The organism is Erythrobacter sp. (genome assembly GCF_040217515.1).
Lineage (GTDB): Bacteria > Pseudomonadota > Alphaproteobacteria > Sphingomonadales > Sphingomonadaceae > Erythrobacter.
This window is the reverse complement of sequence record NZ_JAVJPT010000005.1, coordinates 255,241-278,192: the sequence shown is the minus strand read 5'-3', so window position 1 is coordinate 278,192 and position 22,952 is coordinate 255,241. Positions and strand designations below refer to the sequence as shown.

Annotated in this window: 22 protein-coding genes; 5 read left to right on the top strand and 17 right to left on the bottom strand. The window is 65.6% G+C overall.

Going from position 1 to position 22,952, the window contains the following annotated elements:
* Positions 1–83: 83 nt before the first annotated feature.
* The 4 genes from fusA to RIB52_RS07290 form a co-directional block, all read right to left on the bottom strand.
* Complete coding sequence (gene fusA / locus RIB52_RS07305) at positions 84–2,177, bottom strand: elongation factor G (protein ID WP_350174441.1); 2,094 nt, start codon at positions 2,175–2,177, stop codon at positions 84–86.
* A 160-nt stretch (positions 2,178–2,337) separates the two neighbouring features.
* Positions 2,338–2,808 carry a 30S ribosomal protein S7 gene (gene rpsG, locus RIB52_RS07300; protein ID WP_350174439.1) on the bottom strand — a complete coding sequence of 157 codons (471 nt, stop codon included), beginning with the start codon at positions 2,806–2,808 and terminating at the stop codon, positions 2,338–2,340.
* 149 nt (positions 2,809–2,957) lie between these two features.
* Positions 2,958–3,329 carry a 30S ribosomal protein S12 gene (rpsL, locus tag RIB52_RS07295; protein WP_350174437.1) on the bottom strand — a complete coding sequence of 124 codons (372 nt, stop codon included), beginning with the start codon at positions 3,327–3,329 and terminating at the stop codon, positions 2,958–2,960.
* Positions 3,330–3,987: 658 nt separating this feature from the next.
* Positions 3,988–5,244: a tetratricopeptide repeat protein gene (locus tag RIB52_RS07290; protein ID WP_350174435.1), complete on the bottom strand. Its 1,257-nt coding sequence runs from the start codon at positions 5,242–5,244 to the stop codon at positions 3,988–3,990.
* 82 nt (positions 5,245–5,326) lie between these two features.
* On the opposite strand from RIB52_RS07290, the gene RIB52_RS07285 reads away from it, so the two are divergent.
* A complete protein-coding gene (locus RIB52_RS07285; protein WP_350174433.1) occupies positions 5,327–6,046 on the top strand; it encodes a hypothetical protein in 720 nt (239 codons plus the stop codon).
* Positions 6,047–6,077: 31 nt separating this feature from the next.
* Here RIB52_RS07285 and RIB52_RS07280 read toward each other — a convergent pair whose 3' ends face one another.
* Entirely contained in the window at positions 6,078–6,671 is a 594-nt protein-coding gene (locus RIB52_RS07280; protein ID WP_350174431.1) for a PilZ domain-containing protein, read from the bottom strand.
* 535 nt (positions 6,672–7,206) lie between these two features.
* On the opposite strand from RIB52_RS07280, the gene RIB52_RS07275 reads away from it, so the two are divergent.
* Positions 7,207–8,916, top strand: a complete 1,710-nt coding sequence (locus tag RIB52_RS07275) for a hypothetical protein (RefSeq protein ID WP_350174429.1) — start codon at positions 7,207–7,209, stop codon at positions 8,914–8,916.
* 20 nt (positions 8,917–8,936) lie between these two features.
* On the opposite strand, the gene RIB52_RS07270 is transcribed toward RIB52_RS07275, so the two are convergent.
* The 6 genes from RIB52_RS07270 to metZ form a co-directional block, all read right to left on the bottom strand.
* Positions 8,937–9,494 carry a GNAT family N-acetyltransferase gene (locus RIB52_RS07270; RefSeq protein ID WP_350174427.1) on the bottom strand — a complete coding sequence of 186 codons (558 nt, stop codon included), beginning with the start codon at positions 9,492–9,494 and terminating at the stop codon, positions 8,937–8,939.
* Positions 9,491–10,291 (bottom strand): LysR family transcriptional regulator, encoded by an 801-nt coding sequence (locus RIB52_RS07265; protein WP_350174424.1) that lies wholly within the window; start codon positions 10,289–10,291, stop codon positions 9,491–9,493. Before RIB52_RS07265 ends, RIB52_RS07270 begins: the two co-directional genes overlap by 4 nt.
* Before the next feature lie 139 nt (positions 10,292–10,430).
* Entirely contained in the window at positions 10,431–10,844 is a 414-nt protein-coding gene (gene apaG, locus RIB52_RS07260) for a Co2+/Mg2+ efflux facilitator ApaG/CorD (RefSeq protein ID WP_350174422.1), read from the bottom strand.
* A 140-nt stretch (positions 10,845–10,984) separates the two neighbouring features.
* Positions 10,985–11,602: a 2-hydroxychromene-2-carboxylate isomerase gene (locus RIB52_RS07255; protein ID WP_350174420.1), complete on the bottom strand. Its 618-nt coding sequence runs from the start codon at positions 11,600–11,602 to the stop codon at positions 10,985–10,987.
* Between the two features lie 121 nt (positions 11,603–11,723).
* Positions 11,724–13,238: a SulP family inorganic anion transporter gene (locus RIB52_RS07250; RefSeq protein WP_350174775.1), complete on the bottom strand. Its 1,515-nt coding sequence runs from the start codon at positions 13,236–13,238 to the stop codon at positions 11,724–11,726.
* A gap of 349 nt (positions 13,239–13,587) precedes the next feature.
* Positions 13,588–14,805, bottom strand: a complete 1,218-nt coding sequence (metZ, locus tag RIB52_RS07245; RefSeq protein ID WP_350174418.1) for an O-succinylhomoserine sulfhydrylase — start codon at positions 14,803–14,805, stop codon at positions 13,588–13,590.
* A gap of 110 nt (positions 14,806–14,915) precedes the next feature.
* Here metZ and RIB52_RS07240 point away from each other — a divergent pair, with 110 nt between their 5' ends.
* Entirely contained in the window at positions 14,916–16,259 is a 1,344-nt protein-coding gene (locus RIB52_RS07240; protein ID WP_350174416.1) for a phospholipid carrier-dependent glycosyltransferase, read from the top strand.
* A 123-nt stretch (positions 16,260–16,382) separates the two neighbouring features.
* On the opposite strand, the gene RIB52_RS07235 is transcribed toward RIB52_RS07240, so the two are convergent.
* From RIB52_RS07235 to RIB52_RS07215, 5 genes are read right to left on the bottom strand one after another with little or no spacing between them, the layout of a single operon-like run.
* Complete coding sequence (locus tag RIB52_RS07235) at positions 16,383–17,471, bottom strand: glycosyltransferase family 2 protein (RefSeq protein ID WP_350174414.1); 1,089 nt, start codon at positions 17,469–17,471, stop codon at positions 16,383–16,385.
* A 31-nt stretch (positions 17,472–17,502) separates the two neighbouring features.
* Positions 17,503–18,561: a 3-isopropylmalate dehydrogenase gene (gene leuB, locus RIB52_RS07230; protein ID WP_350174412.1), complete on the bottom strand. Its 1,059-nt coding sequence runs from the start codon at positions 18,559–18,561 to the stop codon at positions 17,503–17,505.
* A 9-nt stretch (positions 18,562–18,570) separates the two neighbouring features.
* A complete protein-coding gene (gene recO, locus RIB52_RS07225) occupies positions 18,571–19,185 on the bottom strand; it encodes a DNA repair protein RecO (protein ID WP_350174410.1) in 615 nt (204 codons plus the stop codon).
* Positions 19,186–19,206: 21 nt separating this feature from the next.
* Complete coding sequence (locus RIB52_RS07220; RefSeq protein ID WP_350174408.1) at positions 19,207–19,458, bottom strand: accessory factor UbiK family protein; 252 nt, start codon at positions 19,456–19,458, stop codon at positions 19,207–19,209.
* Between the two features lie 45 nt (positions 19,459–19,503).
* On the bottom strand, positions 19,504–20,052 hold the full coding sequence (locus RIB52_RS07215; RefSeq protein ID WP_350174406.1) for a TspO/MBR family protein: 549 nt from the start codon (positions 20,050–20,052) through the stop codon (positions 19,504–19,506).
* Positions 20,053–20,462: 410 nt separating this feature from the next.
* Here RIB52_RS07215 and RIB52_RS07210 point away from each other — a divergent pair, with 410 nt between their 5' ends.
* A complete protein-coding gene (locus RIB52_RS07210) occupies positions 20,463–20,717 on the top strand; it encodes a hypothetical protein (RefSeq protein ID WP_350174404.1) in 255 nt (84 codons plus the stop codon).
* Between the two features lie 115 nt (positions 20,718–20,832).
* On the opposite strand, the gene RIB52_RS07205 is transcribed toward RIB52_RS07210, so the two are convergent.
* The gene (locus RIB52_RS07205; protein WP_350174402.1) at positions 20,833–21,597 is read right to left on the bottom strand and encodes a TlyA family RNA methyltransferase; all 765 of its coding nucleotides are present in this window, start codon (positions 21,595–21,597) and stop codon (positions 20,833–20,835) included.
* Positions 21,598–21,631: 34 nt separating this feature from the next.
* Here RIB52_RS07205 and RIB52_RS07200 point away from each other — a divergent pair, with 34 nt between their 5' ends.
* Positions 21,632–22,204 carry a hypothetical protein gene (locus RIB52_RS07200; RefSeq protein ID WP_350174400.1) on the top strand — a complete coding sequence of 191 codons (573 nt, stop codon included), beginning with the start codon at positions 21,632–21,634 and terminating at the stop codon, positions 22,202–22,204.
* Positions 22,205–22,952: the final 748 nt, after the last annotated feature.

Below are 22,952 nucleotides of genomic sequence, written 5' to 3'. Positions count from 1 at the left end.
TACCTTCTCTTGAGATGATTTCTTAGCGGGAGAAAGGGCGGGCCCGCTCGAAACAGGCGCCGCCCCTAGCCTTGCTTTGCCGCTTAGGCAAGCTTCTCCTTGACCTCCTGCGCGACGTTCGCGGGGACTTCGTCGTAATGCGAGAACTGCATCGTGTACTGCGCGCGCCCTTGCGTGAAGGAGCGCAGTTCGTTGACGTAGCCGAACATGTTCGCAAGCGGGACGAAAGCCTCTACCGCCTGCGCATTGCCCCGGCTGTCGGTGCCCTGGATCTGGCCGCGACGGCTGTTGAGGTCGCCGATCACGTCGCCGAGATAATCCTCGGGCGTCACGACCTCGACCCGCATCACCGGCTCGAGCAGCTTGATCCCGGCCTTCTGTGCGGCCTCGCGCATGGCGCCGCGACCGGTGATCTCGAAGGCGACGGTGCTGGAGTCGACATCGTGATACTTGCCGTCGACGAGCCGGATCGTGAAGTCGATGATCGGGAAGCCGACGAGATGGCCGCTTTCGGCCTGCTCGCGCATGCCCTTTTCCACCGACGGGATGTATTCGCGCGGAATGTTGCCGCCCTTGATCTCGTCCTCGAAGACGATGCCCTGGCCGCGTTCACCCGGGGTGACGACGACCTTCGCCTCGCCGAACTGGCCCGAGCCGCCCGACTGCTTCTTGTGGGTGTAGGTGAGCTCGACTTCCTTCGCGAGCGATTCGCGGTAGGCCACCTGCGGCGCGCCGACATTGGCCTCGACCTTGAATTCGCGCTTCATACGGTCGACGAGAATGTCGAGGTGAAGCTCGCCCATGCCCTTGATGATCGTCTGGCCGGATTCGTGATCGGTCGAAACGCGGAAGGAAGGATCCTCGGCCGCGAGACGGTTGAGCGCGACGCCCATTTTCTCCTGGTCGGCCTTGGTCTTGGGTTCGACCGAAAGCTCGATAACGGGATCGGGGAACTCCATCCGCTCGAGAATGATCGGAGCGTTCGGCGCGCACAGCGTGTCGCCGGTGGTCGTCTCCTTGAGGCCCGCGATCGCAACGATGTCGCCGGCCGATGCTTCCTCGATATCCTCGCGGTTGTTCGAGTGCATGAGCAGCATGCGCCCGATCTTTTCCTTCTTGTCCTTGACCGAATTGAGCACGCCGCCCTTCGACAGCTTGCCCGAATAGATCCGGGTGAAGGTGAGCGAACCAACGAAGGGGTCATTCATGATCTTGAACGCGAGCGCGGCGAAGGGCTCGTCGTCCGAAGACGGACGAGTCGCCTTTTCCTCACTGTCGGGCAGCACGCCTTCGATCGGGGGAACGTCGATCGGCGAAGGCATGTAGTCGATGACCGCGTCTAGCAGGGGCTGCACGCCCTTGTTCTTGAACGCAGAGCCGCACAGCACGGGCACGAAGGCACGGGCCATCGTGCCCTTGCGGATGAGCCGCTTGAGCGTGTCGACGTCGGGCTCGTTGCCCTCGAGATAGGCTTCCATCACGTCGTCGTCCTGTTCGACGGCGAGTTCAATCAGCTTCTCGCGATATTCGGCGGCCTTGCCCTGGAGATCATCGGGGATGTCGACGTAATTGAACTTCGCGCCGAGGCCTTCGGACTCCCACACGATGCCGCGATTATTCACGAGATCGACGACACCCTGAAGATCGCTTTCCGCGCCGATCGGGAGATAAAGCACGAGCGGAGTCGCGCCGAGGCGGTCAATAATCGACTGGACACAGTAATAGAAATCGGCGCCGGTGCGGTCCAACTTGTTGATGAAGCACATCCGCGGGACTTTATACTTGTCCGCCTGACGCCAGACTGTTTCCGACTGCGGTTCGACCCCGGCAACTCCGTCGAATACTGCGACGGCGCCATCGAGCACTCGCAGCGAACGCTCGACTTCGATCGTGAAGTCCACGTGTCCGGGGGTGTCGATGATGTTGATGCGGTGCTCTTCGCCTTCACCGTCATTGGCGCGCCAGAAAGTCGTGGTCGCGGCCGAGGTGATGGTAATCCCGCGTTCCTGTTCCTGTTCCATCCAGTCCATGGTCGCGGCGCCATCGTGCACTTCGCCAATCTTGTAGGACTTGCCGGTGTAATACAGGATCCGCTCGGTCGTAGTGGTCTTGCCGGCGTCGATATGCGCCATGATACCGATATTGCGGTAGCGTTCGATCGGATGGCTGCGTGCCATGGTGGTTTCCTCAAGCTTTGTTGGAGCGCCGGGCCGATTTCCTCCAGCCCCTCACCGGACCCCATGGTCCGAGCGCGCCCCATATAGGGATTATTGTGACGGCGGTAAGACGGGGAGCGCCATTATCGACAGCCCCCGCCTCAGCCGGCGCACGCCTCGCCTACCAGCGGTAGTGCGAGAACGCACGGTTCGCATCGGCCATCCGGTGCGTGTCCTCACGCTTCTTGACCGCATTGCCGCGATTGTTGGCCGCATCCATCAGCTCGCCCGACAGGCGCGCGGCCATGGTCGTCTCCGGACGCCCGCGCGCGGCCGTGATCAGCCAGCGGATCGCGAGAGCCTGGGCACGCTCGGGACGCACTTCGACGGGAACCTGGTAGGTCGCACCGCCAACCCGGCGGGAGCGCACCTCGACCTGCGGCTTCACGTTGTTGAGCGCATCGTGGAACAGCTGCACCGGATCGGCCTTGGCCTTGGCCTCGACCGTGTCGAGCGCGCCATAGACGATCTTCTCGGCAACGGCCTTTTTCCCGTCATACATGAGGTTGTTCATGAACTTCGAGAGCACCTGATCCTTGAACTTGGGATCGGGCAGGATTTCCCGCTTTTCGGGACGACGACGACGTGACATCTTCTTCTACTCCTTCGGAGTGGGGCCTTGCCGGCCCTCTCCCCCCCCCATCCACCCGGAAGTGTAACCTCAAGGGCGGAAGGGCGGGGGAGAGGGCCGGCAAGGCACGCGCTTTCGGCGGATGCCGAAAGCGCCCCCAACAAAAACTCTTACTTCGGCCGCTTGGCCCCGTACTTCGAACGCGATTGCTTGCGATCCTTCACGCCCTGCGTGTCGAGAACGCCGCGCAGCACGTGGTAGCGCACGCCGGGAAGGTCGCGCACACGCCCGCCGCGGATCAGCACGACCGAGTGCTCCTGCAGGTTGTGGCCCTCGCCCGGGATGTAGGAGATGACCTCGCGCTGGTTGGTGAGACGCACCTTGGCGACTTTCCGCAGCGCGGAGTTCGGCTTCTTCGGGGTCGTCGTATAGACACGGGTGCACACGCCGCGCTTCTGCGGGTTCTGCTCCATCGCAGGGACCTTGCTCTTGGCCTTCTGCGGGATGCGGCCCTTGCGGACCAGCTGGTTGATAGTCGGCATGTTTTTCGCTCGTTCCTCGCTTGCTCACCTCATCCGGGCGGAAAAGTGGGAGCCACTTTTCCTGATGAGGTAATCCTTTTTGTCACCTCATCCGGGCGGAAAAGTGGTGCCCACTTTTCCTGATGAGGTTCGATAATCCTCAATTCTGTTGCACCAGCCCGAGGGCGGGGGCGGTCCCCATTTTCGCCGAAGGGGCGCGGCGCTTGCCGCTGGCTTCGACGCGGGAGGAGAACCCACAAATTCATATTCGCGGCGCGCGCCCGAGGGCGCTGGCCGGACCGGCGACCAGTCGAAACCGTCGATGTGTGGAAAGGACCAGCCTTGCTCCCACCCGTGAGTCCCTGCGGAGGCAGGGACCTCATGCCGCAAGCGCTCCGCCTGCGTCCGGGAGGCTCCTGCCTGCGCAGGAGCTCGCGAGGAACAAGCCGAAACGCTCCACCCACCTGAACGGCCCACCAGGCCACCGAAGGGTTACTCTGACGGCTGCCCCAAACACGAAAGGCCCGCCTCGCATGCGAGGCACGGGCCGAAGGGACGAGGACCGCCATTGTTCAGCTCTATGTCTTTCGGCTTGAGCGAACGGCGCAAAGGCCAACGCTCACCGAACGAGCGGGCCTTTATGTTGGATTTGGGGCGGGGTCAAGGGTGTGGATAGAGCTTAGGAGGCTTGGTCTGGCTCGCAACCCTGACTCACCAGATACCTTTTGAAGGTCGCGCGGTCACGAACAAGATCGAAATCGGGATCGTTTTTGATCCTATCGCAATCGAGAAAACCCTGCTGAGCGGCCAAGCGCTTGAGGGCATCAATCGTATCCGCGACCCTGCCCTTAAGCGCGTGCACACAAGCTAAATTGAACAGGGCATCTGTAACCTGCTTTCGTACACCTGTCTCATCTGATTTTTCGAAGCGTATTGCCGTTTCCTCAAATACCAATCTTGCATCGTCGAGTTTTTTCATTCTTGCAAGCGCCACCCCCTTGTTCACCAGCGCCATGGCAACCTGTTCGCGCAGGGCAGGCTCCTCGCTTTCGCCGAAGCGACGGACCAGATCGTCATAGACCGCGATTTCATCCTCGGGCTTCTCAAGCTGGCCAAGGGTGATGCCCTTGTTCACCAGCGCCGCTGCAAATGCGCTGCGCGTTCCTTCGTCTTCGGTTTCTCCAAATCGCTCAACTAGCTCGGTGTAGGCGTCAAGCCCCGCATGAAATTGCTCAAGCATCGAATGAGCAACGCCTCGGTAGAACAATGCAAAAACTGCATCTTTCGGGTCCGCTTCATCAAAAAGATACTCCATCGCTCGCGCGCGCCGCAGCACACAGGGCCAGTCCTTGTCCATGACAGCTTGAACAATCAGCGCCCGAAAGTCGTCAACCGTTCTTTCGGCCTTAGGTTTTGCAATGGCAGCTTTTGCGATTTCTCTAATTGACTGTCGGTTCTCATCATCCTTGGGCTCTTCTCCAAGAGGCGTATTTGCGAGAGCTTCCGCCGCCGAACGATGATCCTCGATCTCTTTCAGCTTCGTTTTGGCCTCCTCGACCATATCGAGAAGAGTTTGTCGTTCGGTTTCTGTGGCCTGCAATGCTGCCAATTTCGCCTCGGCAACGGCCGCGTTACCAAATCGGAATGCGAAGTAGATCACGATTACACTAATCAAGATGCCGAACGCCGCTATCAGGATTTCGAACCACGATGATTGTTGGCTGAGAACATCCGCGCGGATGTTTGCGATATCACGCTCGTATCTCAACTGATCGATCACGCCTTCGGCCTCTTTATTGGACACCTCAATCTGCGCATCACCCGGACTAGCCGACCCGACAACATCGTCCGATCCACCAAGTTGAAAGATCCCAACCGTCAGGGCGAGCAGTAAAAGGCTAAGAGAATAGCAGATCAAAGGGTAAGTCAGTCGCATGACGAGCAAAATGCTGATGCGAGCGCCTTTGACAAGACTCCATTTTCCTACCCTGCAAAAATCTGCAATCTCCCCGCAGGCTATGACCAAACCCCGCTCCACAGCGCCGATCTCGCGCGATCCCAATCGTCCCATCCTGCGCAACAAGCGCGCCGTCCCGCGCCAGGCGACCTCGACCACCGCGTTCGAAATCGCGCCGCCTGCGCCCGATGATCCGCTGCTCGATTTCGTGCCGGTGCCGCATGTCTCCCCGCGCCGCAACTCGATCACGCCGGACGTGCAGCGCGCCTTCATCACGCACCTCGCCGCGACCGGCATCGTCAAGGAGGCCGCTCGCCATGTCGGCAAGAGCCTCGAGGCGCTTTACAAGCTGCGCCAGAGGCCGGGGGCCGAGGGCTTTCGCGCGGCGTGGGATGCGGCGCTCGACAGGGCGATGACGCGGCTGGAGGATTCGGCGCTCGCCCGCGCGCTTCACGGGGAGGAAAAGCCGATCCTCCATCGCGGGGAAATCGTAGGGAGCGAGCGGCGCTATAACGATGCGCTGGTGATGTTCTTCCTGCGCGCGCGGCTGGCGGACCGCTATGCTCCCAGCGCGCATATCGCGCCCGGCCACCCGGTCTATGAACGCATCCGCCGCGAGATCGAGGAGGAGAACCGCGAACGGGCGAACGACCCGGCGCAGATCGCGCGGGTGCGCGCGGCGATCGATGCCAAGGTGCGGGCGATGGCGCTCGACCTCGAACGCGCGGTGAAGGGGGACGAGGCGGAGGCCGCGGCGGCGGAGGAGGACGGCGCGGACTAGGCGGCGCCGCTGCGGGCCCGGCGGCGGCGGCTCACTCGCGGTGGGCGGCGTCGATGCCCTCGACCAGCGCGGCTTCCTCGCCGAAGCCGCGCAGGATGCGGGCGAGGTCGCCGCGCGTGAGCGGCCTTTCGAAACGCACCCCGGCAACCCCTTCGCGCACCCAGCGCACGGTGGCATTGCACAATTCGACATCGCCGAGCTTGACCGTCAGCAAAGCGCCCCGGCAGGCGGCGAGGCCGCGCAGGCACACGCCGCCCAGCGACAGGTTCTCGATATCGGCGAACCGGCGCTGCCCGCCGACCCACAGCTCGGCCCGCATCGCGCAGGGCACGCGGACCGAGCGATAGGGGAACGGGTTGTCGAAAGGACGCGCATGCTCGGCGTTCTCGAGCCCGTGCGCGCGCCCGTCGGCCCAGGCGACGACGGCGTCCATGATGTTCGTCTCGTCCCAGAAATAGCGCACCTCGGTGCCCGGCTCGATCCGCTCGTCGAGCTCGATCATCGCCCCGCCTTTGGACAGGTTGCGGATCACGCCCAGCACCATGCGCCCGGGCAGCAGCACGCAGCCGGGGCGATAGGCGGACTTGACGCGGTTGTCCCCGCGCCGCTCGCACGGGCCATCCATGATGGATTCCCGTATTTCGGAGCGGGACGGACCCTGCTGCGGCGATCGAACGGGGCGTTCATGCGAAATCGACATAGCGACAGACCTCCCTTTTCCCGTCCGCCGCGCGATGTCGGACGACCCTTGACCTTGATATGCCGGCGCTTATCTCGCGGCCGTGCACGGTGATCCGGATCCCTTCGGGGCCGGCCGGGGACCAGTCCAGCCGGACACCCGAAAGGATCCGCACAGTCGCCGTGCCGGATGCGACCGCCGAAGGCTTGGAGACTTCGGCCCGTTGCGCATCCCGGGCGCAGGCATCATGTCCTGTCGTGAGGCCGAAAACGGCAAGGCAGAGGCATGGCACCGCAGCGTACTGCATGGGCCGCATTGTCTGCCGAAAAAGCTGGCTATGTCAGTTTGAAACGGTGTAAGTAACGTCCCGTATCGCCGTCGGCTTTCGGGAAATCGAGCAATCGGTAACGCACGTTACACGGTAAGTTTACATAGCATTAACTTTTAGGACACGGGTCGTGACGAGTTCGAGTACCACAAAATGACCTTCGCCGATCATGTGATTCGCGAAGCCGACATGGTGCTCGACGACCACGTCTTCCGGCGCTCTCCGACACAGGCGCGGCTGCTGCGATATCTCGTCGAACGCACCGTCCGCAACGCCCCGCCGCCCACGCAATACGATATCGCGGTGGAAGGCCTCGGCAAGCCGGCGGATTTCGATCTCTCCAACGACAGCTATCCGCGCGTCCAGGTCTCGCGCCTGCGCAACAACCTCGACAATTACTATGCCCGCAACCTGCCCCATGCGGGCCGGCGGCTGACGATCGAGCCGGGCGAATACACGCTCAAGCTGGTCCCGGTGGAAATGCCCGGCGCCGCGGCAGCCGCCGGGCAGGACCCGGCAAAAGCGGCCGCCAGCGGCACCGTGTTCGCCCAGGCCGAGCCGGATGACCCAGCCTACCCGGTCCTCTATTCTGCCAATGCCCCGGCCATTTCCGCAGGCGCGCCCCCTGCGCCGCCCGGCGAACGCGGCGGCACGCTGCGCCGGGTCGCGGGTTATGCCCTGATCGCCTTCCTCAGCGCCTTCGCCACCGCCATGGCTTTCGGCGGCGGCTGGCTGTCCGGAAGGGACCCCGAGCCGCCGACGGGTGAACCGACCATCGCCATCGCCTCCGACTTCTCCGGGCTCGAAGGCAATGGCGATGCCGATCTCGACATGGCCGAGCTCGCCGCGCGCCATGCCGAGATCATGGCATCCTATTCGCTCGTCTCGCGGATCGCCGCCCCGGACAGCGAGGAAAATCCCGATTACCGGATCGATCTCAACTTCGTTCAGGCTCCGGGTGAAGACCTGCGCGCCTTCGTCATCCTCACCGACCGGGACGGCGACGTGATGTTCCGATCCCGCGCGCAATACGATCGAGCCCGGCCCGATGCCTTCGTCGAAACCGTGAAAGCCTCGATCGTGACCGTGGTTTCGCCCAACGGCATCGTCGCCGACGATCGGTTCGCCAGCCTCGAAGACCCGCTGGCGAGCGGATATGGGTGCTTCCTTGCGATCGAGGCGCGCCGCGATATCGCCCGCGCGGTCGACGACCTGCTGGATGAATGCGCAAGCCGCCACCAGGACAGCGCCTATATGCCGTTCTTCCGCGCGCGCCGGGCGCTGGCCTATTACCAGGACCGGATCAGGCAGGACCTGCCCGTGCGCCGGGCCGGACCCGGCTGGGCCGATCTCAATCGCGCGCTGCAACAGGATCCCTACGATCCCTGGGCCAATTTCATCGTCGCCAAGCTGCTGCTGCGCGAGGACGGCTGCGAAGCGGCCGAGCTGAACATGCAGATCGCGACCGAACGTGCGCGGACCAATCCGATCCTGCTTGGCGCGATCGATATAGAGGCGCAGGGATGCCCCGGCTACGGCCCGGAAATCGGCATGTCGCGGGCGGAACTGGCGCGCATGATCGCAAGCAATCCCTCGCCCAGCCCGCTCGAATATCTCGTGATGCTCACCGCCGCGGTCGCCGCCGACGACATGCACAGCGCCGCCACGTTGACAGCGCGCTCCCATGCCGAGGCGGGCGACGGCATCCGCGCGCGGCTGACCGACATGCTGCATGAATCGCTCGAGAAACCCGAATTCGCCAGCGCGAACGAGGCCCGGATGAGGCGCGATCTTGAACTCTTCATATGGTCGGACGCCGCGATCGAGAAGGTCATGGAAACCTTGGCAAGCCGCCGCGCCTGAAACCGGCCTCGGGCACGGGCTCAGCCGCGCGGCACGCGGTCGATCTCGGCCGCGAGCAGGCCATAGAGATAGACGTCGCACATGCCCGCATGGGTTTCCTCGTATTCGCGCAGATGCGCCTCGCGGGTGAAGCCGAGCCATTCGAGCAGGCCGACCGAGGCCGCGTTGCGCGTATCGACCTCGGCGACGAGCTTGCGCGCGGCCCCGCCCGCATCGGAAAACAGGTGGCGCACCAGCGCCGCGGTGCATTCGCGCGCCACGCCCTGCCCGCGGCGGTCGAGGCAGACGATATAGCCGATCTCCTCGACCCCCTCCTGCCTCGCCGGGACCGCAGTGAAGCGCCCGGCGACCGTGCCGCTTTCGCGGTCCTCGGCGATCCATGTGCGCCCCGGCCAGCCACGCGCGGCCAGCCAGTGCCACAATTCGCCATGCGAGGTGAAGGCGGGGCGGGTGAGATAGAGCGCCGTCTCTTCGTCCGCCATGGTCGGATAAAGCGCCGCCAGGTCAGAGCGGCGCAGCGCGCGCAGGTGGAACCGATCCGTTGCGAGTTCGGCGACGCGGCGCATGACCCGGGTCATGCGGTCAGGAATTCGATCAGCGCGCGCACCTTTTTCTGGCGCCATTGCGGCAGCGGGGCGAGGAGCCAGTAGGCGCGGCGGCTCTCCTCGCTCTCGCCGAGCGCTTCGAGCCTGCCATCGGCCAGCGCACCCTCGGCGAGCGCAAGCGGCAGGACGGTGCGCCCCATCCCGGCAAGGGCGCTGGAGAGCGCCTGTCCCGGATTGGCCGCGCGGATCGCGGGGTCGCTCCCTTCGGGCAGGGCCGCGCCGGGCCAGTCGATCCACGCCTCACGGGTTTCCGCCGACGCACCGGGCGCGGCGACGGTGATACGGCGCGCGGGGGTGAGCTGCACGCCTTCGAGATCGCCCGGACCATCGGTGAGACGCACGGCGAGATCGAGGTTGGCCTCGGTGAAATCGGTGGCTTCGTGGCTTGCGAGGATGAAACGGATATCGGGCCGCCCTGCCCGGAACCGCGCAAGGCGCGCGGCGAGCCAGACCGAGTAGAATTCGCGCGGCGCGGCGATGGTGTAGCGGTCGGATGCCTGGCCCGCCTGCATCGCCTGCACGCTCTCCTCGAAACGCAGGAATCCTTCGCGCAAGGGGTCGAGCCCGGCTTCGCCTTCGGAGGTGAGTTCGAGGCCCTTCGACGTCCGGCGGAACAGGACCACGCCGAGATGATCCTCGAGCGCCCGGATCTGCTGGCCCACCGCAGCGGGCGTGACGGCCAGTTCGTCCGCCGCACGGGTGAACGAAAGGTGCCGCGCCGCCGCATCGAAGACGCGCAGGGCATTGAGGGGAAGATGGGTGCGCTTCACGGGCACAAGCGAGTAGCCAGCGCCCCCGCGCTAGGCAAGCGTGGGCTTCGCGCACCACGGCCGGCCGTGCCGCGCCCTGCCAGGCGATCGGTCAGGCGAACCGGCTGCCGGGCGAACGCATCCCCTGTCGGGGAAGCGATCAGGCGGAGGAGCGCCCGTCCGCCGTTTCGGGCGCGGCGAGCGGGAAGAAGGGGATTCGCACTTCGAAGGGCGCGCCGTCGGCGCGGGTGAAGGTGTAGAACCCTTCCATCGAGCCGTGCGGCGTCGTGAGCGGGCAGCCCGAGACGTAATCGTGGCTTTCACCGGGCGCGAGGACGGGCTGTTCGCCGACCACGCCTTCGCCGTCGACATGGTTCACCATGCCGCGCGCATCGGTGATGCGCCAGTGGCGGGTGCGCAGCTGGATCGAATCGTGCGAGCCGTTCTCGATCCGGATGTGATAGACCCAGAACCATTTGCCGGCTTCGGGATGCGATTGTTCCGGCAGGAAGTTTACGGCGACCCGGACGGTGACCCCGTCGGTTACGGCAGCGTGTTCGAACAGCTCTTTCATAGTGGCTCCAAGGTAACGATTCCCGACCGGGTCACAAGGGGCTCAACGCGCGATTTCACCACCGGGTCCCGAAGCCGCGGGAGAATGGCATTTTTGCAACGCAGCACGCGGGCGTTTCGCACCCGCAACGCGCCCGCGGATCAGGCGACGAGCGCCTCTTCGACCTGGCCGAGGCGCTCCTTGCCGAAGAACATCGATTCGCGCCCCCCGCCTGCGGGCACGAACAGCGTCGGGATGCCGAAAGCGCCGCGTTCCACCACGGCATCGGTGGTATCGGCGAGGCGCTGCTTGATCGCATCGGCCTGCGCCCGGGCGAACAGAGCCTCGGGATCGAAACCCGCCGCGCCAATGGCCGCGCCCAGCGCCTGCGGATCGGCGATGTCGATGCCCTCCTCCCAGATCGGGCGCAGCAGCCCCTCGGCAAAGTCCACGCCGCGCCCGTCCTCGCAGGCGGCCACCAACATGCGTTGCAGCGTGATCGAATTGAAGGGGAATTGCGGGTGCAGGCGGTATTTCGCGAGGCCGTGCCTGGCGATGAAACGCTCCATCTCGAGCTGGGCGTATTCGTTCTTGCCGCGCACCTCCTTGTCGCGGATCATCGGCGGGGCGTTGCCGGTGATGCGGTGCATGCCGGCGAGGAAGACGGGGGTGACGACAAGCTCGGCCCCGCGGCGCGCGCACAACTCCCTCAGCGGCCACCAGACGAGGTAGGCGTTGGGGCTGACGAAATCGAACACCAGTTCGACGCTCTTGGCCATGCGGATGCTCCCCCCGATTGCAGGATCCGATTACACTGTCCCATGTCAGCGTCAACAAGCCCCCGGCGCGCAGCGCCGAAAGGCGCGAGGACATCGCAGCCCGGATGGGCTGCGCAAGAAATCAATGCGGAGCCAGACCGAGCTCCAGCCCGGTGCGGTCCTCCAGCGCATATCGGTCGAACAGGTCCGCGCTCGCCCGGTTGAGCCCGACGACGCGTGTATGACGCCCGTTGCGGCGCATTCGCTCGACCACCTTTTCGAGCGCGCCGATCGCCGAAATGTCCCAGAAATGCGCCTTGGACACGTCGATCACCACATTGTGCGCCGCGTCCTCGTATCCGCTTTCGGGGCCGAGCTTTGCGATGAACTTGTCGACGCTGGCGAAGAAGATCTCGCCGGTGACGACATAGACCGCCGAATGGGGCCGGCGTATGCGCTCGACATCGAAGAGATTGCGCACTTTCCCTGCGAAGAAGATGCCCGACAGCAGCACGCCGGTGAGGACTCCGAGGGCAAGGTCATGGGTCCACACGACAACCACCACGGTCGCGATCATGACCGCGCTCGAGGTTGGCGGGTGGCGGCGCAGGTTGGGGATCGAGTTCCACGAGAACGTCCCGATCGACACCATGATCATCACCGCGACCAGCGCGGGCATCGGCACCTGCCCGACCCAGTCGCCCAGCACCGTGAGCAGGAACAGCAGGAAGGCCCCGGCGGTGAAGGTCGACAGCCGCCCGCGTCCGCCGCTCGCGACATTGATGACCGACTGCCCGATCATCGCGCAACCGCCCATCCCGCCGAAGAAGGCCGCGGCGATGTTCGCCCCGCCCTGCCCCGCGCTCTCGCGGCGCTTGTCGCTGTCGGTATGGGTCATGTCGTCGACGATCTGCGCGGTGAGCAGGCTTTCGAGCAAGCCGACCGCCGCCATGGTGAGCGAAAAAGGCGCGATGATGCGCAGCGTCTCCATCGTCAGCGGCACATCCGGCAGGCGGAAGAAGGGCAGGCCATCGGGCAGCTCGCCCTCGCCCGCGACCGTGTTGACCGGCAGGCCCCACCATATCGCCGCTCCCGTCAGCAGCAGGATCGCGACCAGCGGGCTCGGCACGGCCTTGGTCACGCGCGGCAGGAGATAGATGATCGCAAGGCCCGCCGCGACCATGACATAGGTTTCCACCCCCACCCCGGTGAGCTGCGGGATCTGCGCCATGAAGATGAGGATGGCGAGCGCGTTGACGAAACCGGTGATGACGCTGCGGCTGACGAACTGCATCAGCAGGTCGAGCCGCAGGAGGGCCGCGATTGCCTGGAACACGCCCATCAGGATCGTCGCTGCGAAGAGATATTCGACCCCGTATTCGCGCACCAGCGGGATGACCACGACCGCGACCGCCGCAGTCGCCGCCGAAATCATGCCGGGCCGCCCGCCGGTGAAGGCGATGACCATCGCGATCACCACGCTCGCATAGAGCCCGACGCTCGGGTCCACGCCCGCGATGAGGGCGAAGCCGATCGCCTCGGGGATGAGAGCGAGCGCGACGACGATCCCGGCAAGGATGTCGGCGCGCGGCTGGGCAAGCCAGTCGCGGTGCAAATCGGCGCGCAGCCGGGCCGCGAAGGAGCGGTCTGGGATCATGGCGGACATATTTTTCCGAAAACGTCTGGGGCCCGCTCGATACCGGCAGGCGCGTTAAAACCAAACGGCTTCTACAGGTTCTTGCTGCAACGCACAACCGGGCACAAGATTCGAGATCATGGTTGACGCGCCATTACCCGAACCCTTTCGCATTCGCTTAGGCGAAAGGCTGCAGGAAGGTCAGGTCTTCGGGAACCGGTCGGCCTGATGAGGCAGGGGTTCCTGACAGGTCGTTTCCGAGCGGTCTTGCCCCCGGGCAGGCGCCGTGTGCATCGGCCGGGCCGTCCGCTCTCCCAGTCGAGGCACAGGCGGGCGGCCCGGCCCCCGGACACTGTCCTTGTCCTTCCCCCTACATTCCCGCCGCGCCGAGAGCACGGTCCATGTCCTCGGTGAGATCGGCAATGTCCTCCAGCCCGACATTGATGCGGATGAGCCCGTCCGTCACGCCCATTTCGTCGCGCGCTTCTTCGCCCATATTGGCATGGGTGGTCGAAGCCGGGTGGCACATCAAGGTCTTGGCATCGCCGATATTGTTCGAAATGTCGATCAGTTCGAGCGCATCGAGCAGCGCAAAGGCCCGCTCGCGCGTGCCCACGTCGAAGGCGAAGATCGGCCCCGTCGCGTCCATCTGCTGTTTGGCAAGCGCATGGCGCGGGTGGCTCGGCAGGCCCGGATGGAGCATCCGTCCGGCGACCTTCGTGACACGCTCTTCCATGAAACGGCCCAGCGCGACGGCGTTCTCGCTCTGGCGGTGCGCGCGCAGTTCGAGCGTTTCGAGGCCCTTCAGGACCACCCAAGCGTTGAAGGCCGAAAGCGTCGGCCCGGTGTTGCGCTGGAACGGCATCAGCACCTCGTCGATCCACTGTTTCGACGAACAGATCGCGCCCGCCAGCACCCGGCCCTGCCCGTCCATCATCTTGGTCGCCGAATAGGCCACCACGTCCGCGCCGAATTCCATCGGGCGTTGCAACACGGGGGTGGCGAAGGCGTTGTCGACCACAGTGGTGATCCCGTGTGAACGGGCGAGGTCGCAGACAAATTGCAGGTCCACGATGTCGAGCGTCGGGTTGGCCGGGGTCTCGAAGAAGAAGACCTTGGTGTTGGGCCGGATTGCAGCTTCCCACGCGGCATTGTCGGCGCTGTCGATCACCGTTGTCTCGATCCCGAAGCGGGGCAGCAATTGATCGACCAGCCAGCGGCACGAACCGAAGGCCGCACGCGCGGAAACGCAGTGGTCGCCGACCGACAATTGGCACAGGAGCGCCGCGGTCATCGCCGCCATCCCGCTCGCCTGCGCGCGGGCGGCCTCGGCCCCTTCGATGAGGGCAATGCGTTCCTCCAGCATGGCGACGGTCGGATTCTGGAGGCGCGAATAGGTCATGCCTTCCGCCTCGCCCGCGAAACGGTCCGCAACCGTTTGCGCATCGTCGTAGGAATAGCCCGAGGTGAGGAACATCGCCTCGCTCGTCTCGCCCTGCTGCGAGCGCCACGTGCCCCCGCGCACGGCCTGCGTCGCGGGACGCCATTTCTGGGTGACCTTGCGGTCCATTCCGGTCGTCTTCTTCATGGGGCAAGCGATTAGGCTCTGGCGGCGTGGCTTACAAGCGGATCGCGCCATGCCGGGCGCACCAAGCCGCTTGGCAAGCGCGCACCGCTTTCGTAAGCGCGCGTTCAGCCATGCAAGAGGTCGCATCCCCGCCTGCCGCCGTCACCGGCGACGCGATCGGCCCGCCGGAGCCTGTGCGAGATCCGTGGCTGTGGTGCCTGATCGTCCCGGCGCTCTTCGCTCTACTGGCGAGCGTGCGGCTCACCGTCCTGTCCCAGCCCTATTTCGACGAGGTGCATTACCTCCCCGCCGCGCGCGCGCTGCTCGAAGGCGGGCAATACATGAACCGAGAACACCCGCTTTTGGCCAAGGAGCTGATCGCGCTCGGGATATGGCTCTTCGACGACGGGCCGCTGGGCTGGCGGATCATGCCGCTTGTCGCCGGGACGATTGCCGTGGGCGCGGCGATGCGCGCGCTGTGGCATGCGAGCCTCGATCGCTACGCCACGATCGCTTTCGGAGCGCTGCTGGCGAGCGGGTTTCACCTCTTCGTGCAGGCGCGCATCGCCATGCTCGATATCTTCATGGCCGTTTTCCTTAGCCTCGCCGCGTGGGCTTTCGCCGCCGCGATCCGCGAGCCGGAAACCGGGCGCTGGCGACTGGCGGCCTGCGGCGTGGCCATCGGCTGCGCGCTGGGCTCGAAATGGAACGCGATTCCGCTTGCCATGCTGCCGGGCCTCGCCTTTTTCGGGGCGCGCATGTCCGCCGGGCGCCGCCGCCTGCTCACCAGCCGGCGGGGTGTCCCGGTGCCGGGGGTGAGCCTCATCGAAGCCTTCGTCTGGCTCGGCGTCGTCCCGCTTGGCGTCTATGCGCTGACCTTCCTGCCGGGATACTGGCTGGGCACCCAATTCCACCCCTCGCCGCTTGCCGGGGAGCTGTTTCCCTTCGGCCTCGTCGAGCTTCACGCCGAAATCCTCGAACTGCAGAAATCGGTCATGGCGCCGCACAATTACCAGAGCACCTGGCCGCAATGGGTCACCAACACGCGCGGCATCTGGTATCTTTACGAATTCGCCGACGGCGCGCAGCGCGGGGTGCTCTTGATCGGCAATCCGCTGACGATGCTGCTGGGGCTTCCGGCGCTGGCGTGGTGCGCGGCCACCGGCTTCTGGCGGCGCGAATGGGCTAAGGTCGGCGTGGTCGTGGGCTATGCCGCGAGCCTCGGCCTGTGGGTGGTCGCGCCCAAGCCGGTGCAGTTCTACTATCACTACATGATGCCGTCGGTGTTCCAGCTGGCGGCGCTCGCCCTGGCGCTGTCGGAGCTGCGGCAGGTCGAGCGCCTGCGCTGGCTCGGCTGGGCGGTCCCGGTTGCGAGCATCGGCATCTTCGCGCTGTTCTGGAAGGTGCTGACCGCCGCGCCGCTCGACGGTCCGATGAGCTTCGCCGACTGGACCTGGATCGCGGGCTGGCGGTGATTGCTTTTTCCGCACGCCATCCGGCGCGCGATATCCTCGCTCACGCGGCCTGACGGCCGCATCGCTGCGGGCGGGCGGTCGCCCTTGCGGATGCGCCGCATCCGATTGGCTTATTCCGGCTTTTCAGAACCGCCCCCAGACGAAGCGGCTGGACAGCGCATAGTTCCAGACCGATCCGATCAGGATGCCGGCAAGCGCGGCGAGCGCCCAGAACACGCCCCGGCTCTCCAGTAAGGTCGCCACCGCCACATTGGCGAATGCGCCCACCGCGCAGGTCAGGCAGAATCCGACCCAGCCGCGCAGCACCGCGCCCCAGCCCTTCAACCGCTGGTCGCGATAGGTGAGGTAATTGTTGAGCCAGAAATTGAAGCTCATCGCCACCAGCACCGCCGCGCCCTGCGCCAGCGTGAAGCCTTCCTCGAACACGAACAGCAGCGCGGTCAGCACCGCGAAATGGACGATCACGCCCAGCGCGCCGACCGTGCCGAACAGGGCGAAGCGGGTGGGGATCAGGCGGCCCATGGTCTTGTCATAGAGCCCGGCGAGAAAGTCGAACAGGATGGCGCGGTCGAGCTTGCTTGTTCCTTCGCGCCGGGCGGCGAAATCGAGCGGGAATTCGCGCACCCGCATCGGCGTGTCCGATGTGGCGAGCAGGTCGAGCAGGATCTTGAAGCCGATCCCCGACAGGCGCGGCACGAGCGCGCGCGCTGTCGCGGTGGGAAGCATGAAATAGCCGCTCATCGGGTCGGTGAGGTCCACGCCGGTCAGGCCGCGCGCGATGCGATTGGCAAGGCCCGATAGCCGCTCGCGCTCCGGGTTCGCCCAGTTTGCCGTGCTCGCCCCTTCGGCGAAGCGGCTGGCGACGCAGATGTCCGCCTCGCCCGCCTTCAGAGCCGCGAGCATTTTCGGCAGCAGCGCGGGGTCGTGCTGGTGGTCGGCATCCATCACCGCGCAATAGGGGGCGGCGGTGGCGCAGAAACCCTCCATTGCCGCGCTGGCAAGACCGCGCCGTCCGATCCGCTGGATCACCCGCACCCGGGCATCGGTGAGCGCGAGCGCACGCGCTTCGTCTGCCGTGCCGTCGCGGCTGTCGTCGTCTACGATCAGGACCTCCCAGCCCGCGCTTCCCAGCGCCGTCTCTATCCGCCCCACCAGCGGCGCGAGATTGCCGCGCTCGTTCAGCGTCGGCAGGATGATGGCCAATTCCAGCATGGGACGTTCGAGCACGGGCCGCGTCTCGGCTTCAGAGCCGCTCGCGCACCGCCGCACCGATCGCCTCGGTGCCGTGATCCCCGCCGAGGTCGCCGCCGCGTATCCCGTCGGCGAGCGCTTTCGCCACCGCCGCCTCGATCCGCGCGGCGTCATCTTCGCGGCCAAAGGAATGGCGCAGCATCATCGCCGCCGAAAGGATCGTCGCCATCGGGTTCGCCTTGCCCTCTCCCGCAATGTCCGGCGCGCTGCCGTGGATCGGCTCGTATAGGCCGAAAGTGCCGTATCCGGTCTGCCGTTCGCCCAGCGAGGCGCTCGGCAGCAGCCCGATCGAGCCGACCGCCGCGCTGGCGAGATCGGACAGGATATCGCCGAACAGGTTGCCCGTCAGCATCACCCGGAACTGCGCCGGATTGGCGATCACCTGCATCGCGGCATTGTCGACATACATGTGGGCCAGCTCCACCTCGCGGTAGCCATGCGCGACTTCGCAAACCACGTCGCGCCAGACCTGGCTGGTCTCCAGCACGTTTGCCTTGTCCACGCTGGTCAGCCCCGTCCCGGCCGCCTTGGCCGCGCGGAAGGCGACATGGGCGATGCGGCGGATTTCGGGCGCGCTATAGGCCATTTCGTCCCAGCCCTCGCGTTCGCCGTCATCGGTCGTGCGCTCGCCCTTCTTCCCGAAATAGACATCGCCGGTCAGCTCGCGCACGATCAGCATGTCGAGGCTTCGCGCGATTTCGCCGCGCAGCGGGGAGAGATGTTCGAGGCCCTCGAACACTTTCGCCGGGCGCAGATTGGCGAACAGGCCCAGTTCCTTGCGCAAGGACAGGATCGCCTGTTCGGGGCGCAGGTGCCGCTCCAGATTGTCGCACGACGGATCCCCCACCGCACCGAACAGCACCGCATCGGCATGATGCGCCATTTCCAGCGTCTCGGGCGGGAGCGGCACGCCGTGGCGTTTACAGGCGATGCCGCCGACATCGCCTTCGAACAGGGTAAGCTGCGGCAGGTCCAGGCGTTCGAGCACGCGCACCGCCTCGCGCGTCACCTCTGGCCCGATCCCGTCGCCGGGCAGCACCGCAATCTTCATGACCAGCCCCTATCTCACCATCCGGGCAAGCCGTTCGCCCAGCAGCACGCGCGCGGCCATACCATCGCCCGCCGCGCCTGCAAGGGCATGACGGCCCATGGGGCGATGGAGCGCGCGGAAGGCCTCGAACTGGTCGGCCAGCGGGGCATCGAGCGACGGCGCGGCCTCACCCAGCGGCGTGCCATACCCCATCTCGCGCAGCAGCAGCGCTTCGTAACCGACCATCGCGCCCAGCCAGCCGCGCGCCGAAGGCGCATGGCAGACCGCGCCGAGCAGTGCATCGAGCGCGGAGTGAAGCGCGGGATAGGGATTGCGCTCGGGCAGGGCCGAGGCCGTGAGCGTGCAGGCCCACTGGATCGCGGCAGCGGGCAGCGGCTCGCTCATCCAGGGCGCGCGGCTTTCCTCGAGTTCGAGCCGCGCGAAGGGCAGCTGGCTGTCGGATTTCGCGCTGAGATCAAGCGCGACGCGGTTGCCCGGTATCACGACGGGACGCATGCGCCGCCCGCGCCCACCGGCGACATAGGCGGCGACGAGGCCGTATTGTTCGGTCATCAGGCGCGCGATCGCGGCGGTTTCGCCGTGTGCGCGCGACGCGACGAGAATGGCCGGGGCGCGCAGGTGCATGCCGAGCGCGCCTTCAGCGGATCACTTCTTGGCGAGCTTGGCCTCGAGCTCGGCGACCTTGGCCTCGAGCGCATCGGCCTGTTCGCGGGCCTTGGTCGCCATGGCCTTGACGGTCTCGAATTCCTCGCGGCTGACAAAATCGATGCCGCCCAGCCGCTCGCGCAGGCGTTCGCGGGCATTGTCGCGCGCTTCGCGGCTCATGCCGGCGACGGTCCCGGCGGCGCTGTTGGCGAGTTTGACGAAATCGGCGATGATCGGGTTCTGGCTCTGCATAGGGTGTATTTGGTCACGCGCGCCGCATTTGTCCAGATTGTGCGCTTACAATTCGAACCGCTCGACGGCCCCGCTGGAATCGCCCGCGCCGCCATCCGGGTTCTCGGCGATGAACTGGTAATTGAGCACGGTCGCGAAGCTCGCCCAGGCGAGATAGGGAAGCAGAAGGATCCCCGCCCATTTGCGCACCCGCCAGTAGAGGGCGAGTACGACCAGGAGGCTCACCACCGAATAGGCGAGAATGGCGAGCGCGATGCGCATTTCCTGCAGCCCGAAAAAGACCGGTGTCCATGCCAGCGGCCCGATGAAATGCACCGCGAAGGCGCCGAGCGCCAACGCTCGCCCGCGCGCGCCCCAGGCGCTCGCCACCAGTGCGCCGGCGAGGCCGATCATCACGTAAAGCAGGCCCCACACGATCCCGAAAACGGCAGGCGGTGGAAAGATCGCGGGCTTTTCGAGGCTGGCGAACCACGGCGTGTCGGCGCCGCCGAATTCGCCCGAGACGAAGCCGAGCAGCACGATGAGCGGCACGAAGAACAGCGACCAGCGAATGAAGCTCGCGCGCAATTGGCCCTTTGAAGCAAGTGTATGCATCGTCCCTCCCCAAGCCCGTCCCCCGAGCACTGACAGCACGCACTGACCGCACGCACTGACCGCAAGCCCAGACCCGAGAAGCGTTGCCGTCGCCCGGGCGACTCGCCCACGGATCGCGGTGAAAGCGGCGATACACAAGCCGCGCCCCCGCGCCAATCGCTCGCCGGGAGCCTTCCCTCAACCATCGCCGGCCTGCAGCGCAACCGTGCATGTGCGTACATCAGCCCGCGCCTGTCCGGTGCTCCCGGGCAAATTGAGGCGAAAATATGTTGATTCCCATTAGCGCCGCGCGCGCATTCTGCTACCACCGCCACATTCTTGCCGCGATTCGGGGCGCTGAGCGGCAGGAAACGCAGTGCGCGTCCCGGTTCAATCATGACCCTGTTTCGGGGTTTTAAGGGGAACACCACATGAAGACCAACAATCTTTTCTCGCTGATCGCCGTCGCCGGCGGCCTCGCTCTTACCGCTGCCTGCGCCGAGCCGGCCGACGAAGCCACCGAAACCGAAGCCGATGCCATGAGCGTCGAGGAAAGCACCGAAGAGGCGATGGCCGAAGGTGAAATGATGGCGGACGAGGCCATGGAAGAAACCGAAGAAGCCATGGAAGAAACCGAGGAAGCCGTCGAAGGCGAAATGTCCGAGGAAATGGCCGAAGAGGAGTAAGCTCCCCTTCGCGCGACCAATTCTCGCGCAATCAGGCGGCCGGTGGCAGTTCGTTCTGCCACCGGCCGCTTTCGTTGTGGCTACCCCGCCAGGGCGGCGGCGCGCGTTCCCGCACTCAGCCCCGCAGCGCGCTCACCAGGAATTCGACATTGCCCTGGGGCCCGGTGATCGGGCTTGTCACGATGCCCTCGACCGTAAAGCCGCGCGCCCCGAGCCATGCGCGCACTTCGCCGCACACGCGCTCGTGAAGGGCGGGATCGCGCACCACGCCGCCCTTGCCGACCTCGTGGCGTTGGACTTCGAATTGCGGCTTGATAAGCGCGACGACGCGGCATTCGCGCGCGGCGATTTCGAGCGGGCGTTCGAGCACCTTGGCAAGGCCGATAAAGCTCGCATCGCACACCACGAGGCCGCATTCCCGGTCGATCTGGTCGGGTGAGAGGATCCGCGCGCTGGTCTGCTCGAGCACGGTGACTCGCGGGTCCTGCCGCAATTTCCAGGCAAGCTGATTGGTCCCCGAATCGACCGCAAAAACATGCGCCGCCCCTCTCGTGAGAAGGACATCCGTGAAACCACCGGTGGACGAACCGATATCCATCGCCGTGATCCCGGCCACATCGATCGCGAAACGGGATAGCGCGTGATCGAGCTTGACCCCGCCGCGGCTGACCCAGGGATGGTCGCGCCCGCGCACTTCGAGCGGCGCATCCTGCGGCATTTGCTGGCCGGGCTTGCCGACCTTCGCATCGCCCGCATAGACCACGCCCGCCATGATCAACGCCTGGGCGCGGCTGCGGCTAGGGGCAAGGCCGCGCTCGACCAGCAGGTGATCGGCGCGCCGTTTCGCCGCCTTGGAAGAGGGTTTCGCCGGATTGGCCATGGACGCGCGCGGGCTTAGCGCGCATTTAGGAACCATGAAAGCGACCTATCTTACCGCCGCCGGTGCGCTTGCGCTGACCGCGGCGCTCGCCGCCTGCATACCCGAACCCGACGTGCCGCTGCCACCGCCGCCGCCGCCCGCTCCGGCCGCGACCCCGGCGCCCGCCCCGACGACGCAGCCAGCCCCGCCGCCGCCCGTGTCGGAGCCGGTCTACGAGAACTATCTCGATGCCCCGCAGACTGCAGGCGATTGGGATTATGCGAAAGAACCGGGCGAGACGCTGGCTGTGTTCGGGACATCGGTTCGAAAGCCGGTATTCGTTATTCGCTGCGCCCGCGGTGAGGTGGCGCTTGCACGGGTGCTCGACACCGATCAAACCGCGCCGCGTTCGATGAGCATCACGGCGGAAACCGGCAGGCGCACGCTTGAAGCGAGCCCCGTGCGCGAAAACCCGATGATCCTTGCTGCAGTGGTTGACCCTCGCGATGACGTGCTCGACGCGATAGCGATCACCAAAGGGCGCTTTGCCGTCGCCGTGGAGGGCGAACGCACGCTCTACCTGCCGGCCTGGGTCGAAGTGAGCCGCGTGATCGAGGATTGCCGCTAAAGCCGGGCGATTCGCAGTTATCCACAGTCGCGAATACCTATTCGCCGGTCATGCGCATGTAACAAAGAAAGGGCGTCCGGAAATTCGCCCGGACGCCCGCTAGGCCTCGATGCAAAAGCCTCAATGCAACGGCGACCCATTCTGACGCGGGAAAACATTTTTTCAAGTCTTGCGCCGGTGAACTGCATGATTCACATAGGGTGGCGAGGCCAGCGGCGAACGCGGCTCTCGGCCCCCGGTGATACGGGCAGGTCTTGGCACACTAGCGCGAAAGGAGGTGATCCGATGTCTCATGGTCCAGCAGAGAGGTCGGCAAGTTTCCGCGCGGAGCACTATCGGTAAGACGGTACCCTTAGAGGCTTCGTGAGCGGCACTTCCTGGCCGCTGACCATGAAAGGGCGATCCGCCGACGGGCCGGGTCGCCCTTTTCATTTCGTTCCTTTCGATCGCCCATCCGGGCGATCGACCTCGCTGCTGATCCCTGCGCTTCGCTTCGGGGCAGCTGCGGGCGCGCGGTCGCGCTTGCGGCGGCTTTGCCGCCGATCGGTGTCCCTTTTGCCGAACGGATCCCAGCTCAACGCAGGCTAAGCGCGCTGGTTCGGTCCGAAGGGCCGCAAGGGCGGAGTCGAAGCCGAAGCCGCAGACGTGCAAAGCACACCTGCAAGCCCGCCCGCAGGCCCGTCAGGGCCGAGGATATCGCACGCCCGATAGTGTGCGCAGAAAAGGACTCCGCGCAAACAAATCACTC

Excerpts from the sequence above, each read along its gene's own strand:
- RIB52_RS07205 (WP_350174402.1), bottom strand. The coding sequence starts at position 21,597 with ATGGCCAATCCGGCGAAACCCTCTTCCAAGGCGGCGAAACGGCGCGCC.
- leuB (WP_350174412.1), bottom strand. The coding sequence starts at position 18,561 with ATGAAGATTGCGGTGCTGCCCGGCGACGGGATCGGGCCAGAGGTGACG.
- RIB52_RS07280 (WP_350174431.1), bottom strand. The coding sequence starts at position 6,671 with ATGGATGGCCCGTGCGAGCGGCGCGGGGACAACCGCGTCAAGTCCGCC.
- RIB52_RS07220 (WP_350174408.1), bottom strand. The coding sequence starts at position 19,458 with ATGCAGAGCCAGAACCCGATCATCGCCGATTTCGTCAAACTCGCCAAC.
- fusA (WP_350174441.1), bottom strand. The coding sequence starts at position 2,177 with ATGGCACGCAGCCATCCGATCGAACGCTACCGCAATATCGGTATCATG.
- RIB52_RS07250 (WP_350174775.1), bottom strand. The coding sequence starts at position 13,238 with ATGATCCCAGACCGCTCCTTCGCGGCCCGGCTGCGCGCCGATTTGCAC.
- rpsL (WP_350174437.1), bottom strand. The coding sequence starts at position 3,329 with ATGCCGACTATCAACCAGCTGGTCCGCAAGGGCCGCATCCCGCAGAAG.
- RIB52_RS07210 (WP_350174404.1), top strand. The coding sequence starts at position 20,463 with ATGAAGACCAACAATCTTTTCTCGCTGATCGCCGTCGCCGGCGGCCTC.
- rpsG (WP_350174439.1), bottom strand. The coding sequence starts at position 2,808 with ATGTCACGTCGTCGTCGTCCCGAAAAGCGGGAAATCCTGCCCGATCCC.
- apaG (WP_350174422.1), bottom strand. The coding sequence starts at position 10,844 with ATGAAAGAGCTGTTCGAACACGCTGCCGTAACCGACGGGGTCACCGTC.
- RIB52_RS07285 (WP_350174433.1), top strand. The coding sequence starts at position 5,327 with ATGACCAAACCCCGCTCCACAGCGCCGATCTCGCGCGATCCCAATCGT.
- RIB52_RS07270 (WP_350174427.1), bottom strand. The coding sequence starts at position 9,494 with ATGACCCGGGTCATGCGCCGCGTCGCCGAACTCGCAACGGATCGGTTC.
- RIB52_RS07255 (WP_350174420.1), bottom strand. The coding sequence starts at position 11,602 with ATGGCCAAGAGCGTCGAACTGGTGTTCGATTTCGTCAGCCCCAACGCC.
- RIB52_RS07235 (WP_350174414.1), bottom strand. The coding sequence starts at position 17,471 with ATGCTGGAATTGGCCATCATCCTGCCGACGCTGAACGAGCGCGGCAAT.
- RIB52_RS07215 (WP_350174406.1), bottom strand. The coding sequence starts at position 20,052 with ATGCATACACTTGCTTCAAAGGGCCAATTGCGCGCGAGCTTCATTCGC.
- RIB52_RS07200 (WP_350174400.1), top strand. The coding sequence starts at position 21,632 with ATGAAAGCGACCTATCTTACCGCCGCCGGTGCGCTTGCGCTGACCGCG.
- RIB52_RS07290 (WP_350174435.1), bottom strand. The coding sequence starts at position 5,244 with ATGCGACTGACTTACCCTTTGATCTGCTATTCTCTTAGCCTTTTACTG.
- recO (WP_350174410.1), bottom strand. The coding sequence starts at position 19,185 with ATGCACCTGCGCGCCCCGGCCATTCTCGTCGCGTCGCGCGCACACGGC.
- RIB52_RS07275 (WP_350174429.1), top strand. The coding sequence starts at position 7,207 with ATGACCTTCGCCGATCATGTGATTCGCGAAGCCGACATGGTGCTCGAC.
- RIB52_RS07240 (WP_350174416.1), top strand. The coding sequence starts at position 14,916 with ATGCAAGAGGTCGCATCCCCGCCTGCCGCCGTCACCGGCGACGCGATC.
- metZ (WP_350174418.1), bottom strand. The coding sequence starts at position 14,805 with ATGAAGAAGACGACCGGAATGGACCGCAAGGTCACCCAGAAATGGCGT.